This window comes from Halomonas sediminis, from assembly GCF_044871105.1.
Taxonomy (GTDB): domain Bacteria; phylum Pseudomonadota; class Gammaproteobacteria; order Pseudomonadales; family Halomonadaceae; genus Vreelandella; species Vreelandella zhuhanensis.
In genome coordinates this window covers 2,325,500-2,339,483 of the sequence record NZ_CP085246.1, presented here as the reverse complement: position 1 = coordinate 2,339,483, position 13,984 = coordinate 2,325,500, and the positions used below count along the sequence as shown (strand labels likewise).

General features: G+C 53.4%; 12 protein-coding genes and 2 rRNA genes. 5 read left to right on the top strand and 9 right to left on the bottom strand.

The window, feature by feature from the left end:
- Positions 1-175: 175 nt before the first annotated feature.
- Positions 176-3,066 (top strand): 23S ribosomal RNA (locus LG290_RS11110).
- A gap of 93 nt (positions 3,067-3,159) precedes the next feature.
- Positions 3,160-3,275, top strand: a 5S ribosomal RNA gene (gene rrf / locus LG290_RS11105).
- A 129-nt stretch (positions 3,276-3,404) separates the two neighbouring features.
- Here rrf and rnk read toward each other — a convergent pair.
- The 3 genes from rnk to gdhA form a co-directional block, all read right to left on the bottom strand.
- The gene (rnk, locus tag LG290_RS11100; protein ID WP_160419848.1) at positions 3,405-3,818 is read right to left on the bottom strand and encodes a nucleoside diphosphate kinase regulator; all 414 of its coding nucleotides are present in this window, start codon (positions 3,816-3,818) and stop codon (positions 3,405-3,407) included.
- Positions 3,819-4,035: 217 nt separating this feature from the next.
- A protein-coding gene (locus LG290_RS11095; RefSeq protein WP_499834875.1) for an IS5 family transposase occupies positions 4,036-4,889 on the bottom strand; the annotation gives its coding sequence in 2 pieces (ribosomal slippage) (positions 4,036-4,547 and positions 4,547-4,889; 855 coding nt in all).
- A gap of 9 nt (positions 4,890-4,898) precedes the next feature.
- Positions 4,899-6,236 (bottom strand): NADP-specific glutamate dehydrogenase, encoded by a 1,338-nt coding sequence (gene gdhA, locus LG290_RS11090; protein WP_499834874.1) that lies wholly within the window; start codon positions 6,234-6,236, stop codon positions 4,899-4,901.
- 323 nt (positions 6,237-6,559) lie between these two features.
- Between gdhA and rlmM the strand changes: the two genes are divergently transcribed.
- Complete coding sequence (rlmM, locus tag LG290_RS11085; protein ID WP_499834873.1) at positions 6,560-7,627, top strand: 23S rRNA (cytidine(2498)-2'-O)-methyltransferase RlmM; 1,068 nt, start codon at positions 6,560-6,562, stop codon at positions 7,625-7,627.
- Between the two features lie 27 nt (positions 7,628-7,654).
- Here rlmM and LG290_RS11080 read toward each other — a convergent pair whose 3' ends face one another.
- Positions 7,655-7,942: an antibiotic biosynthesis monooxygenase family protein gene (locus LG290_RS11080; protein WP_160419707.1), complete on the bottom strand. Its 288-nt coding sequence runs from the start codon at positions 7,940-7,942 to the stop codon at positions 7,655-7,657.
- Between the two features lie 29 nt (positions 7,943-7,971).
- On the opposite strand from LG290_RS11080, the gene tusA reads away from it, so the two are divergent.
- Positions 7,972-8,223: a sulfurtransferase TusA gene (tusA, locus tag LG290_RS11075; protein WP_114488165.1), complete on the top strand. Its 252-nt coding sequence runs from the start codon at positions 7,972-7,974 to the stop codon at positions 8,221-8,223.
- A gap of 64 nt (positions 8,224-8,287) precedes the next feature.
- Here tusA and LG290_RS11070 read toward each other — a convergent pair whose 3' ends face one another.
- From LG290_RS11070 to LG290_RS11060, 3 genes are all read right to left on the bottom strand, one after another.
- Entirely contained in the window at positions 8,288-8,989 is a 702-nt protein-coding gene (locus LG290_RS11070) for a hypothetical protein (protein ID WP_499834872.1), read from the bottom strand.
- Between the two features lie 108 nt (positions 8,990-9,097).
- Entirely contained in the window at positions 9,098-10,060 is a 963-nt protein-coding gene (locus tag LG290_RS11065) for a DUF3080 family protein (protein ID WP_499837088.1), read from the bottom strand.
- A gap of 59 nt (positions 10,061-10,119) precedes the next feature.
- Complete coding sequence (locus LG290_RS11060; protein WP_499834871.1) at positions 10,120-11,547, bottom strand: MATE family efflux transporter; 1,428 nt, start codon at positions 11,545-11,547, stop codon at positions 10,120-10,122.
- Between the two features lie 178 nt (positions 11,548-11,725).
- Here LG290_RS11060 and LG290_RS11055 point away from each other — a divergent pair, with 178 nt between their 5' ends.
- Positions 11,726-12,301 carry an elongation factor P hydroxylase gene (locus tag LG290_RS11055; protein ID WP_160419703.1) on the top strand — a complete coding sequence of 192 codons (576 nt, stop codon included), beginning with the start codon at positions 11,726-11,728 and terminating at the stop codon, positions 12,299-12,301.
- Positions 12,302-12,406: 105 nt separating this feature from the next.
- Here LG290_RS11055 and LG290_RS11050 read toward each other — a convergent pair whose 3' ends face one another.
- Together LG290_RS11050 and LG290_RS11045 are read right to left on the bottom strand one after the other, a co-directional pair.
- Positions 12,407-12,922 carry a DUF2795 domain-containing protein gene (locus LG290_RS11050; protein ID WP_499834870.1) on the bottom strand — a complete coding sequence of 172 codons (516 nt, stop codon included), beginning with the start codon at positions 12,920-12,922 and terminating at the stop codon, positions 12,407-12,409.
- A complete protein-coding gene (locus tag LG290_RS11045; protein ID WP_499834869.1) occupies positions 12,922-13,917 on the bottom strand; it encodes a DUF2795 domain-containing protein in 996 nt (331 codons plus the stop codon). Before LG290_RS11045 ends, LG290_RS11050 begins: the two co-directional genes overlap by 1 nt.
- Between the last annotated feature and the right edge of the window lie 67 nt (positions 13,918-13,984).

Sequence of the window (13,984 nt, the reverse complement as noted above, 5' to 3'; positions counted from 1 at the left end):
ACCTGATCAAGACGCTGAGAGTAAGCAGTGAACAACCATCTAAGCGGTTAGCGATAGATGCTTTTTCACTGCTTATCAGCAGTCGCTCTTTAACAATGTATATCATGCTGATGAACGCAGAAGACGCAAGTCTTCTGCATGTTGTCATTGCGACCCAGACTCCTTCGGGTTATAGGGTCAAGCAATGAAGCGCACACGGTGGATGCCTAGGCAGCCAGAGGCGATGAAAGACGTGGCAGCCTGCGATAAGGCTCGGCGAGGTGGCAAACAACCTGTGACCCGGGCATTTCTGAATGGGGAAACCCACTCATCACAAGATGAGTATCGTGCACTGAATACATAGGTGTACGAGGCGAACCAGGGGAACTGAAACATCTAAGTACCCTGAGGAAAAGAAATCAACCGAGATTCCCCTAGTAGCGGCGAGCGAACGGGGACCAGCCCTTAAGCGTGTGACTGATTAGGCGAACAAGCTGGGAAGCTTGGCCGTAGCGGGTGATAGCCCCGTAGTCGAAAATCTGATCACGTGAAATCGAGTAGGTCGGGGCACGAGAAACCTTGACTGAACATGGGGGGACCATCCTCCAAGGCTAAATACTCCTGGCTGACCGATAGTGAACCAGTACCGTGAGGGAAAGGCGAAAAGAACCCCGGAGAGGGGAGTGAAATAGATCCTGAAACCGTGTGCGTACAAGCAGTCGGAGCCCACTTGTTGGGTGACGGCGTACCTTTTGTATAATGGGTCAGCGACTTATTTTCAGTGGCGAGGTTAACCGTATAGGGGAGCCGTAGGGAAACCGAGTCTTAACTGGGCGCGCTAGTCGCTGGAAATAGACCCGAAACCGGGCGATCTATCCATGAGCAGGGTGAAGGTTGAGTAACATCAACTGGAGGCCCGAACCAGGATCTGTTGAAAAAGATTTGGATGACTTGTGGATCGGAGTGAAAGGCTAATCAAGCCCGGAGATAGCTGGTTCTCCTCGAAAGCTATTTAGGTAGCGCCTCATGTATCACCACCGGGGGTAGAGCACTGTTTCGGCTAGGGGGTCATCCCGACTTACCAACCCGAGGCAAACTCCGAATACCGGTGAGTGCAGCGTGGGAGACACACAGCGGGTGCTAACGTCCGTTGTGAAAAGGGAAACAACCCAGACCGTCAGCTAAGGTCCCCAAATCCTGGTTAAGTGGGAAACGATGTGGGAAGGCTCAGACAGCTAGGAGGTTGGCTTAGAAGCAGCCACCCTTTAAAGAAAGCGTAATAGCTCACTAGTCGAGTCGGCCTGCGCGGAAGATGTAACGGGGCTAAACCAGGTACCGAAGCTACGGGTGCGTTCTTAGGAATGCGCGGTAGAGGAGCGTCGTGTACGCCGATGAAGGTGGATTGAGAAGTCTGCTGGAGGTATCACGAGTGCGAATGCTGACATGAGTAACGATAAAGGGCGTGAAAAACGCCCTCGCCGGAAGACCAAGGGTTTCTGTTCGACGCTAATCGGAGCAGAGTGAGTCGGCCCCTAAGGCGAGGCCGAAAGGCGTAGTCGATGGAAAACGGGTCAATATTCCCGTACCGGACATGATTGCGATGGGGGGACGGAGAAGGCTAGGTGGGCCAGGCGTTGGTTGTCCTGGTGAAAGTGAGTAGGCCGAGGTCCTAGGCAAATCCGGGACCTTAACGCCGAGACACGAGATGAACTGACTACGGTCAGGAAGTCACTGATGCCACGCTTCCAGGAAAAGCCTCTAAGCTTCAGATCATGTGCGACCGTACCCCAAACCGACACAGGTGGTCAGGGAGAGAATCCCAAGGCGCTTGAGAGAACTCGGGTGAAGGAACTAGGCAAAATGGTGCCGTAACTTCGGGAGAAGGCACGCCGGCGTAGGGTGACGGGACTTGCTCCCTGAGCCCGAACCGGTCGAAGATACCAGGTGGCTGCAACTGTTTATTAAAAACACAGCACTCTGCCAACGCGCAAGCGGACGTATAGGGTGTGACGCCTGCCCGGTGCCGGAAGGTTAAATGATGGTGTTAGCCCTCGGGCGAAGCTCTTGATTGAAGCCCCGGTAAACGGCGGCCGTAACTATAACGGTCCTAAGGTAGCGAAATTCCTTGTCGGGTAAGTTCCGACCTGCACGAATGGCGTAATGATGGCCACGCTGTCTCCACCCGAGACTCAGTGAAATTGAAATCGCCGTGAAGATGCGGTGTACCCGCGGCTAGACGGAAAGACCCCGTGAACCTTTACTATAGCTTCACACTGGACGCTGATGTTGCCTGTGTAGGATAGCTGGGAGGCTAGGAACCCCGGACGCCAGTTCGGGGGGAGCCAACCTTGAAATACCAGCCTGGCATCATTGGCGTTCTCACTCAGGTCCCTTATCGGGATCGAGGACAGTGTGTGGTGGGTAGTTTGACTGGGGCGGTCTCCTCCCAAAGCGTAACGGAGGAGCACGAAGGTACCCTCAGCACGGTCGGACATCGTGCATTGAGTGCAAGAGCATAAGGGTGCTTGACTGCGAGACAGACACGTCGAGCAGGTGCGAAAGCAGGTTCTAGTGATCCGGTGGTTCTGTATGGAAGGGCCATCGCTCAACGGATAAAAGGTACTCCGGGGATAACAGGCTGATACCGCCCAAGAGTTCACATCGACGGCGGTGTTTGGCACCTCGATGTCGGCTCATCACATCCTGGGGCTGAAGTCGGTCCCAAGGGTATGGCTGTTCGCCATTTAAAGTGGTACGCGAGCTGGGTTTAGAACGTCGTGAGACAGTTCGGTCCCTATCTGCCGTGGGCGTTGGACGTTTGAGAAGGGCTGCTCCTAGTACGAGAGGACCGGAGTGGACGACCCTCTGGTGTTCCGGTTGTCACGCCAGTGGCATTGCCGGGTAGCTATGGTCGGACGGGATAACCGCTGAAAGCATCTAAGCGGGAAGCCCCCTTCAAGATGAGACGTCCCCGAGGCCTTGAGCCTCCTGAAGGGCCCAGCGAGACCAGCTGGTTGATAGGCACGGTGTGGAAGCGCTGCAAGGCGTTGAGCTAACGTGTACTAATGGCCCGTGAGGCTTGACCCTATAACACCCAAGGGGTCTGATCGCAGGACAACAGACAATTGGCCCGCCGCCAAGGCGACGTGCCCCTCAGCATGATAGACATTAAAAGTTTTGCCTGACGACCATAGCGTCCGGGAACCACCTGATCCCTTGCCGAACTCAGTCGTGAAACCGTTCCGCGCCGATGGTAGTGTGGGGTCTCCCCATGCGAGAGTAGGTCATCGTCAGGCACCTATTCGAAAAAAACGCCCCCACGGCCTTGCCGCGGGGGCGTTTTTTTGTGCCTTGCATTCAAGAAAACGGGAAAAATACCCCGCGATGTAAGCGTAAGCGGCGGGGGAGTGACCATTGATGCGCATTTAGCGGTGGAACTGTTTTTCGCGTTCAGGCTGCCAGAAAATCGCATCAATGCGTAATCGAGCTTCACCGTTATTGGGCAGGGGCCAATCGATAATATCTCCGACTTTAAGTCCGATAAGGCCTGCGCCGATAGGGGCCATGACTGAAATTGCATCTTTTACATTATTCATGGAATGAGGATAGACCAGCGTCCTGATCATTTGTCGACCGCGTATAAGGTCTGTGAATTGCAGTTGACTATTCATGCTGACGACATTTTCGGGAATATCTTTTGGATCAACTACTTCTCCTCGTGCGAGCTCAATTTCAAGTAGCTCGGCTACTGCCAAATCTTTTTCAGAGGCTTCATCGATCAAGCGCTGTAAGCGTTCGGCATCGAGTCGATTAATAAGAATAGGCGGACGATATCCCATGCTGTTCTCCTTGGAATATTAAGTTCAAGCTCTTAAAATTAATAAATGCTAGTTAAGTGACTTTTTCCATACCAATAAAAACAGTCCTCCCCTAATAGTAGGGAGGACTGTTGCTCTTTGAGTGTACGCCAATAAGGGATAGAAGGCGATTAAGTGACGCCTTGCTCAATCATGGCATCCGCTACTCTTCGGAACCCGGCAATATTAGCGCCAAGTACTAGGTTTTGTACGAAAAGTTGGCTCGCAAGCAACGGTCGATGCATGCCACGCATACCATCGCCTTAAAGCTACTTGCCAGCTTTTCATAGCGTGTGGCGATGCGGCGTAACTCTTTAAGCCAGCCAAAGCAGCGTTCTATCGCATTCCGTTGCCGATATTTGGGTTGATCGAACCGTCTGGGTAGCCCAGGCCGTGTTCTTCGGTGCATGTTGCGCTGAGCAATCACGGGTTTCATGCCGTGTCTGTCGCAATAATGACGCAACTCATCGCTGTCATATCCTTTATCCGCCACCATATAGCGACTACGTTTGCGTGGTCGCCCGACGTTACCTGGTAGATGAATTCTCTCCAATGTCGGAACGAAGTGCCGAGAATCTGCCTCTTGACCAGGAGACAGCGTGAACGCCAGCGGCCAGCCATGGCGATCACAAACCAAATGTATTTTGGTTGTTAAACCCCCGCGACTACGGCCAAGTGCATGGTCTAGCGGTTCTTTCGAGCCCCCTTTTTACCGCCTCCAGCGGCAGCGCGTGTGGCTCGCACTGAAGTGGCATCGATCATCCACGTGTCCAGGTCCATAAGACCATCTTCGCGTAACTTGAGCTGCAAGCGAGAAAGAACCGCTTCAAAGGTGCCATCATCACGCCACTTGCGGAATCGGTCATACACCGTCGACCAAGGACCATATCGCTCGGGTAAATCACGCCATTTGGCGCCAGAGCATAATACCCAGAAGATGCCATTGAGCATTTGTCGGTCATCACGCCTGGGTCTGCCCATGGTTTGAGGGGGTGACACGATATCTTCAATCTGTGCCCAGCCGTCATCTGAGATCTCGTAACGTCCGACCATTGCTTTCCCCTATGCTGCTTTTGCATAGCTAAAATTAGCAGATAAGGCTTTTCGTACAAAACCTAAGTTGGAGGGCTTGCCAAATTCTTTAGCGGTTTCCGCGCATTGCTGATGGATATTGGTCATGATCGCCTTCAGCTTTTCATCCACTTTTTCAAGTGGCCATTGTTCCATACTGCTATTTTGGGCCATCTCCAGCTGGCTGGTCGCAACACCCCCGGCATTTGCGGCTTTTCCAGGGCCATAGGCAACTCTAGCGTCAAGAAAGCGATCCACGGCATTCGCAGTAGAAGGCATATTGGCGCCTTCGCTAATGCAATTGATACCATTGCCTAAAAGTGTCTCAGCATCGGCGTCCGTGAGCTCGTTTTGAGTGGCGCACGGGAAGGCGGCATCAGCCTTAAGGCGCCATACAGCATGCCCATCCTGCGGGTACTCTGATACAGGGATGTAGCTAGCCTGAGGATGCTGCTCCAGGTACTGTTCAAGCGAAGCGCGTTTGACTTCTTTCAGCTCTTTTAATAGCGCAAGGTCAATGCCAGTGTGGTCAATGATAGTGCCGCGAGAATCAGAGCAAGTAATAGGTTTGGCGCCCAGCTCATAAAGCTTTTCAATGGTATAAATGGCTACATTGCCTGCTCCTGATACTAAACAGGTTTTGCCTTCGAGACTTGTGCCGTGCTCTGCGAGCATGTTCTGCGCGAAGTAGACGGCCCCATAACCCGTTGCCTCTTTACGTCCAAGAGAGCCACCCCAGGTTAGGCCTTTACCGGTGAGGACGCCTTCGTAACGACCGGTGATTCGTTTGTACTGGCCGTATAGGTAACCGGTCTCACGTGCGCCAACGCCGATGTCGCCAGCAGGAACGTCGGTTGTGGGGCCGATGTGACGATAGAGCTCGGTCATGAAGGCTTGGCAGAAACGCATGATCTCGCCGTCGGACTTTCCCTTCGGATCAAAATCGGAGCCGCCTTTGCCGCCGCCAATAGGTAAGCCAGTCAGCGCATTCTTGAAGATTTGTTCAAAGCCTAAAAATTTGATCGTGCCTGACGTGACGCTGGCGTGAAAGCGCAAGCCGCCTTTGTACGGGCCCAAGGCTGAATTGAACTGAACGCGGTATCCCTTGTTGACACGAACTTTACCCTCATCATCGGTCCAGCAGATGCGGAACATAATTTGTCGCTCGGGTTCAACAATACGTTCAATGATGCCATGATCATGATAACAAGAACTGCCCTCAAGAACGGGGCGTAAGCACTCTAAAACTTCTTCTGCCGCTTGATAAAACTCACTTTGCGCAGGGCTGCTTTGTTTCAAACGAGTCAGAGTGTCGTGTACGTAGGGCATAACCTTGTTTACCATTTAGTTTAATTAAAAAAATTTTTTGTGCTGGGAAAATTTGATATCCCTTATTTAACGGCTGTTATGTGGTGTATGCATACCCCATGTTTCCTGTAATAGTTGAGATAAATCGTTTAAGTAAGCCTAAAGGCGTACGCTTTAATACTTCAGCTATTAATATTAAATTTTGCTGTTAAACGATATTTAAACGAAACTGAGATACCGTCAATCACAAGAGGGGCATGTTATGATGTGCCCGCGCAATTAGCGCCCATCTACAAATGGCGAGCTGAGCGGTTCGTCTGATCGACGCGGAAATGAGGTGGCAGGTGAATCAAACCGTTCCAGCAACGTGGTTAGTGTATTGTCGCCCAGGCTTTGAAGCGGATGCTGCGGCTGAGCTTGCCCATCGGGCGGAGCAAGTCGGTTATTCCGGTACCATGCACCAAGGGGATGGATGGGTCAGCCTCGAATTGCCGGAAGGGGAGCCGGTAAATGTGTTGCATCGGGAAGTTCCGTTCGATTCCTTGGTGTTTGCTCGCCAAAGCCTTGTGGCGCTACCGGCATCGATGCTGTCTCGTGAAGACCGCCTTACACCTATTATCGAGCAGGTCGTAAAAAGTGGTTGGAGTTTTGAAGAGGTATGGCATGAAACGCCTGATACCAACGAAGGGAAGTCGCTCTCGCGATTGATCAAGGCCTTAACGCGCCCTTTGGAGAGCACCTTGAAGAAGCGTGGTGCCTTGCGGCGTAAAGCCGGGGGGCGACGCCTGCACCTTTTTTGGCTGGATGGAGACTGTGTCCAGTTAGGGATGACATTTCCGGGAAACCGCAGTGAATTGCTTGGTGGGATTCGTCGGCTACGTTTTCCATCGCGAGCGCCTAGCCGTTCGACCCTCAAACTTGAAGAAGCCTGGCATGAATTCGTACCACGTGACGAGTGGGAGTTGCGGCTGGGTGATCACATGCAGGCAGCTGACCTTGGGGCGGCTCCGGGTGGTTGGACTTGGCAGTTGGTACAGCGTGGCATGTACGTGTATGCCATCGACAATGGCCCCATGGAAAAATCCTTGATGGCTAGTGGCCAGGTGGAGCATCTTCGCGAAGATGGTTTTACTTGGGAACCGCCTCGTCGGCTGGATTGGCTGGTATGCGATATCGTGGACAAGCCGATACGCGTATTGGCCATGGTAGAGCGCTGGCTGATACGGCGTTGGTGCCGTGAAGCTGTGTTTAATTTGAAGCTACCAATGAAAAAACGCTGGGAGGAAGTGGCTCGTTGCCTGGCTCACCTTGAATCAACCATGGCAAGTGCCGGTGTGCGAGCCAAGATTCAGTGTCGGCAACTTTATCATGACCGAGAAGAAGTGACGGTTCATGTCCGCTTGCTTGAGTAAGCCCATGCGTTTGTTGAACGATAGATATCAGTAACTGGCTTCATAGATACGAATGGATTCTTCTTCAGTGAGCAATGGCAGAATGCGCTGCATCGCCATGGTTCGTGCTTCACTGCTATACCATTCTTTCCAGGCGCGCATATCGCGCCATTTGGTAATCATGAGTCGATGATCATTACGGCCGCGCTCGACTAGGCTTTCCCCTCCCACGAAGCCGCGAGCGCCTAAAGAGACACGCATGGCTTCACGGGCAGCTTGCTCGTATTCTTCTTCCAGGCCGGGCATGATGCGGCGTTCAATAATGATCTTTATCATTTTTCTAGCTCCCTACACCGAGGAAATCGATGGCTGAAAACATGGAATCCCTACCGGCTCATGACGAGCTGCTAGACACCACCGGCCTGTACTGTCCAGAGCCGATCATGATGATGCATGGCAAAGTACGTGACATGCAGCCGGGTCAGGTGCTCAAGGTGGTGGCAACGGATCCTGCTACGACGCGGGATGTACCCAAATTTTGCCAATTTTTAGGCCATGACTTGCTATACCAGCAGGCCTTGGCCAATGAATACTTGTATTTTATCCGGTTAGGATGAAATTGTGCAGCCTGGAAAACAAAGGTCGGTTGGCATTGTCGCCATTAGCCGCCGATTCTGTGTCTTATTCGCTAGGGTCATCAAGCACCATAAGTGCCAAGGCATCCAGTGTATCGGGATCTTCTTCCATGATGCGGTTGGCAATATGCCGTTGGAAGAAATAAAGCATCTGATGGCGGGACCTTCCGCAATAAAGGCAAGCATCTCCCAAGAGTACCGGTGACATGGTTATCTGGGCATCATCGGCTAGAAGCGCCTCGATACTACCGTTGCTATAGAGACACCACCCGTACACCGGTTTGATTTGCCACGGCGTCTGGGGTTGATTCATGCATAAGGCATATGTCCCCAAGGTGTCGGGGAGCTGTTGAATCAACGTTACTTCGCTGGCTTCTTCATAGTCGAAATAGTCAGCGGCGGCGGAGAGCTCCAGCATCTTGTGCTCAGGTGGCGTATCGAATATTTCTTCTGTTTCCGGGTCGCGGTAGCCAATGAAACACCCATCTTCATTGTTATTGAGCTGCTGGCAGGGAGTCAATGATTCCATCCAGGGAACCAGACCCACGATTTCCCCATCTTCGCGCAGGCCCCAAGCAAGAATAGGCATGCCGTAACAGGTGTCAGGCCTGGCGTTCAATTGATATACCATCTCAAGCCCGTCTAGCTCCGGCGCCAGGCGTACCAAGCGCTTTCGAGCATGCTGTCGCTGACGAATAGTTTCCAGGTCGATGACCTGGGCAGAACGGGGTGACGGGGATGCGCCCATGATTCCCTCCTGGTGCTGCGTGGCCATGACATTGGCAAGGCATACTTAGTATGCGCTTACCGCATAATTCACCAATAGCACAGCTAGCGCATAAGGTTAAGTCCCCTGTTACTTATTTCCGCGTGATTGACACCCCGTGAAATGTGCACGTGTTTCCTGATGCTGCTTGCGGGCCAGTTGAAAGGCTGACCAGGGCGCCGACTCACTATTCAGCGAAAGCCACCGTTGACGGTAATCTCTCAGGGCTTTGGGAGGCATAACAGGATGAACAGTGAAAAGTGCATTGACTGCTTCGAGCCATTCCCGGCTATGTTCGGCAAGGTTATCGAGTCCGTTGTCCTTCCAGGGTGTCAAGCACATGGTTTGTGCATTGCCATATTGCTTGAGGTAATCGGTGCCTTCCTCCAGGCGCTGCGTTGCCAATAACAGAGCACGCATGATTTCTGCACTGAGCGGGCGTTGTTGCAGTGTTTGCAAATGCCCCTCCAAGGTGGATGAATCTTGCTCCCATTGGCGATTGAATTGATGCAAGATCATGCGGTGCAGATACGTCACCGCTTCCAGGTGAGCGGAAATAACCATGAGGTCTTCCGGGTCGATGGCATGGCTGGCACGTGAGAAATTGCCTTCCCATTCACTGGAATCGAACAGCGTATTCCAGCTCACCAAAGGAAGCTGTTGTGTTTTGCGTAGCGTCAGGCGATGCAGGCGAGAGCGATCTTCTTCATTCAAGTTGTCGGGCACCGCTGTATTCCAGCAACCACTGAGACGTTGCCATAGTTCGCGCTCGTAAAGCCAATGCTGACTAGGAGGCGCCATGCGCCCCAGTTGGTTGTTACGTGCGGCAATCAGAGAAGTGATATGACACTCTCGCAACGCATAGACGTTGGGTAGACTCTCACGCGTTTCGGTAATGTTAAACAAACGTGCCTTCCGTTCAGGAAATGCTCCGATGTTGCTTGGTGTGTGTCGCTCGAGAGGTGGGCCCTGTAAGTCCTTGACCAATTGTTGATGGTAGGCCACCCAAGGAGCTTCAGCACCCGGCTCGCCGCATCCAGCTAATAACCCCATTCCGATGGCGGCTAAGCTGAGCGAAACATATCGCCGGAAAAGAAAAAGAGCAGAAGGCTTCATAGGTGTATGGCTCGTTGGCTGATGTGCTGCAAGCGCAGGCCGAGCAACAGCGCTGCTGTGCTTAACCCAGCGATCAATCCAATCCAGTAACCATGGACACCCAGTGGTGGGAATAGGCCATTGATGCCTTGGATGCCCAGCCAATGTCCCCCCATAAGCCCCACGAACCAGTAAGAAAAAAGCGTGATCAGCATCACGATATGCGTGTCCTTGTAACCGCGCAGAGCGCCCGCAAGGTTGGCTTGTAGTGAGTCTGAGACCTGGTACAGCACAGCCAGGGTGATCAGCGACAATGCCATAGCCTTCACTTCGTCATTATTGGTGTAAAGCTTAATCACCGGCTCGGCGGTTAGCCATAGCAAGGTACTGTTCAATGCTGCTACCACCAAGCTGATCAGGATGCCGTTCCAGGCTACCAGGCGTGCCATTTTCGGACGCTCTTGTCCCAATGTATTACCCACTCTTACCGTCAATGCCATGCTCAACGACAGCGGGAGCATGAACAAGATCGTAGTGTAATTCAGTGCCACCTGATGGGCGGCAACCGTGACTTCGCCCATGCTGGCAATGAATAGAGCGATCAAGGTAAACAGAGTGACCTCGACAAAAATTGACACCCCGATGGGAATACCTACCGTCAAAAGCTCACGCATGCTTGCCCAATGTGGAAGACTAAAACATCGCCACAGGAAAATGTCACCGTAGGCTTGGCTTTTGCTTGTATACAGCGCCATGGTGAGAGCCATCATCCACATGGAAAATGCGGTGGCGATCCCGCAACCCAAAGCGCCGAGGGCGGGCAGTGCTTCTAGACTGCCTGGCAGAAAGTCGCCAAATAGAGCGGTTAATCCGTCCCCACCGTAAATCAGTACATAATTGCTGGGAATGTTGACTGCCAAACCCACCAGGCTGATCCATAGCGCCGGACGCGTATGGTTCATGCCATCTGAAAAGGCACGAAGCGCCTGAAACAGGGCGATGCCCGGCATGCCGAACGCCACCGCTGCCAGATAAGCCGCCGACTGCTCTGCCACTTGAAGAGGAACGTCCATCAAGTGAAATATCGGCATGACCGCTTGCCATAGTACAACGGCGGAGACAATGCCCATGGCCAGTGCGACCCATAACCCTTGTTGCACGGCCGGGCGCACGTTGTCGGTGCGTTTTCCACCGAGAAAGTGCGCGACAACCGGGGTAAGTCCCATCAATGTCCCGGTCATGAACAGCATCAGAGGCATCCACAGGCTGGAGCCTACCGAGACGGCTGCCAAAGCCGTGGCGCTTTGACGCCCAGTCATCATCACATCCACCACGCTCATGCCCGCCTGGGCGAGCTGTGCCCCGCAAATCGGCAGTGCCAGATGTACCAACGAATAGGTTTCGCGCCTGCAGTTAGCGCGTAAATCCCCAAAAAATGAGCCCAAACAATCTCTCCAGAATGGTGTGACGACCCGACAAAGCAGGCTCATATTAGCAGGAGGTATTTTTCTATGCTTGTTTCCCCTTATTCCTAGTTATTGTGCCGAGTATAATGACGTTTCGTCTTGTTGTTTTATCGCCAATACAACCCCTGTGACAGACTGTTGATCTAAGAGAGGTAGGGTGAGTTATCAGGAAATTCGTTGGTCACTGACAGACCTTGTCGCATTGTTCGACGGCTTGTTTGCCGAGTGCTTCAACACTCGGCTGATGCGCGGAGGAGAGGAGCCGCTTTATCGGCCGGCAGATGACGACCACGCCTATCATCAGGTGATTTTCGCTCGGGGCTTCTACGCCAGTGCCTTGCATGAAATCAGTCACTGGTGCATTGCCGGCAAACATCGCCGTACTCTCGAAGATTACGGCTACTGGTATTTGCCGGATGGACGTACTGCTGAGCAGCAAATCGCTTTTGAGAACGCCGAGATTGCCCCTCAGGCATTGGAATACCTGCTTACCCAGGCTTGTGGGCGACGTTTTCATGTCAGCGTCGATAATCTAGGCGGCGATACGCAAGTGGATCGTGATGCCTTTCAGAAGCGCGTCATGGCTCGCGTAGAGCGCTACGAACGTGAAGGCTTGCCCCTCCGCGCCAGAGCCTTTCGTGATGCCTTGAACGCTTACTATCAACAGGGGCTGGAGCGTGAAGCCGCAATCACTCAAGGGATTGATGTGCTGCTGCGCACACGACTATGCTGAGATTTCTACCGGAGGCGGGCATGCGTGTCCCCTCGTATGGAAGGGCGAGCTCACCGATGCGTACTATGAGCTCGCTTTTTGAGCTGGCACTCAAATCATTGGCCGTCACTCCACTTTCTCTAGCTCCTTGGTGACATCGGCCATGCTGCGGTAGCTGTGGTCACCGAACTTCTCCAGAGTTTGCATTTCCTGGTCGCTGGCGTTCGAGCTGGCATGGTCTATCAGCTGTTCACGATTGGCCGGAAACCTCATGCCGGCAAACAGGCTGGCAAAACGCGCTGCGGAAGGTGCTTGCATGGCACGTTGGCCACCGGTCTTGCTCGGCTGAGTGTCGGGTGCCTTTTCGTGGGTGCGCAGCTCACCGAAGGCACGCGCGACTTCTGCGGCATCGCGATATTCCCGGTCGGGCAACTGCTGGATGATGTCACGCACTTCCTGCTCTTCGTCGCTCAACGTATCGACCAGCTCACTGCGCTTTTTCGGAAATTCGACCCCTTTCAGCGCTTTCTCAATATCAGCGGCAGATACAGCCTGTTTCGGGTGGGAGGTCAGCATGTGCTGCTCGTAGCGGGACTTCTGCTCGAACTCGGCGCCGCATATTTCGCAAGTGAACTGTGCCATCAGCGTATCTCCCCAACTGCTTTCTGGACATCCGCCATCGTCTCGTACTGTCGGCTAGGAAAGTCGTTCAGTACGTCGATGATTTCGTTCTCGGCATGGTTAGCCTTAGCCTGCTTGATCAAGTCGGCCTTGGCGCAGGGGAAATCAGCCCCCTTGAGCGCCTTGGCGATGCCGGCTGCCGATGCGGTACCGATGGCTGCCTTGCCGCCGCGCTCGCCACCCTTGCTGCGATCGCCCTCGGGCGCCTTGGCTTCTGGCTGCATCTGCGGCTCGGTGAGGGTGCCGCCCTCCAGCGCTTCGGTGGGCCACTCCCGTTCCTTCAATTCCAGGGTCTTGAACAGGGCCGCCTTGCCGCTGATAGAGACTTGCTCCTCGCTCAGGTCATCATGTGCGCCGATCAGCAGTAACTGAGCGTTCTCGTAGTCGAGCAGCTTGCCATCATCGATATCGAGCCAGCGCTTGTCGGCGAACTTTTCCTGCAAGTGCTTGGGGTAGTTCGGCTTGGAATCTGGAAAGCCGGGTACATCGAGGGAAGGATTGCGTACCGAGATGATATAGCTCGCCTCGGCAAGAATCCCCAGTTCCGCCTGCGCCTTTCCGGGCTTGTCCGGGTTGGAAAGCCGGTAGGCCAAGCGCGAGCTGTTGTCACGCACAAAGATCGCATAGCGCCCCTCGCCGACAGGAATGGCCTCGCCCTGTTCCTGTTCCCCCCGGGTCTTGGTCGGGTATTCGAGCGGTGCCAGCGCCTCGCCGATCTCCTTTGGCTTGCCCGTCATGTCGTTCATCATCCACTCGCGTGCGGTGGATTTTGGCTTGCCATGGGTGATTTCCGGCAGCCGCTTCTTGCCCACTATGAACAGCCGAGCAGTATCTGCATCGTCCGGCACCAGTACAACGTGCAAGCGCTGAACATCGTCTAGGCTCCGGACCGTTTGCGTATTGACCTTGGGTCGGTAGAAGAAATAGATATCTCCCTTCTCAACATAATCCGTCATGTGTCACCTCCTGAACAAGAATGGCTGCGTCGTTAAAACCGTATTTTCAAGACTCTGTTTTTAAAAC

Coding starts and splice junctions, on each gene's coding strand:
- rnk (WP_160419848.1), bottom strand. CDS start 3,818: ATGGGATATCGTCCGCCTATTCTTATTAATCGACTCGATGCCGAACGC.
- gdhA (WP_499834874.1), bottom strand. CDS start 6,236: ATGCCCTACGTACACGACACTCTGACTCGTTTGAAACAAAGCAGCCCT.
- LG290_RS11080 (WP_160419707.1), bottom strand. CDS start 7,942: ATGATAAAGATCATTATTGAACGCCGCATCATGCCCGGCCTGGAAGAA.
- tusA (WP_114488165.1), top strand. CDS start 7,972: ATGGCTGAAAACATGGAATCCCTACCGGCTCATGACGAGCTGCTAGAC.
- LG290_RS11070 (WP_499834872.1), bottom strand. CDS start 8,989: ATGGGCGCATCCCCGTCACCCCGTTCTGCCCAGGTCATCGACCTGGAA.
- LG290_RS11065 (WP_499837088.1), bottom strand. CDS start 10,060: ATGGGGTTATTAGCTGGATGCGGCGAGCCGGGTGCTGAAGCTCCTTGG.
- LG290_RS11050 (WP_499834870.1), bottom strand. CDS start 12,922: ATGGCACAGTTCACTTGCGAAATATGCGGCGCCGAGTTCGAGCAGAAG.
- LG290_RS11045 (WP_499834869.1), bottom strand. CDS start 13,917: ATGACGGATTATGTTGAGAAGGGAGATATCTATTTCTTCTACCGACCC.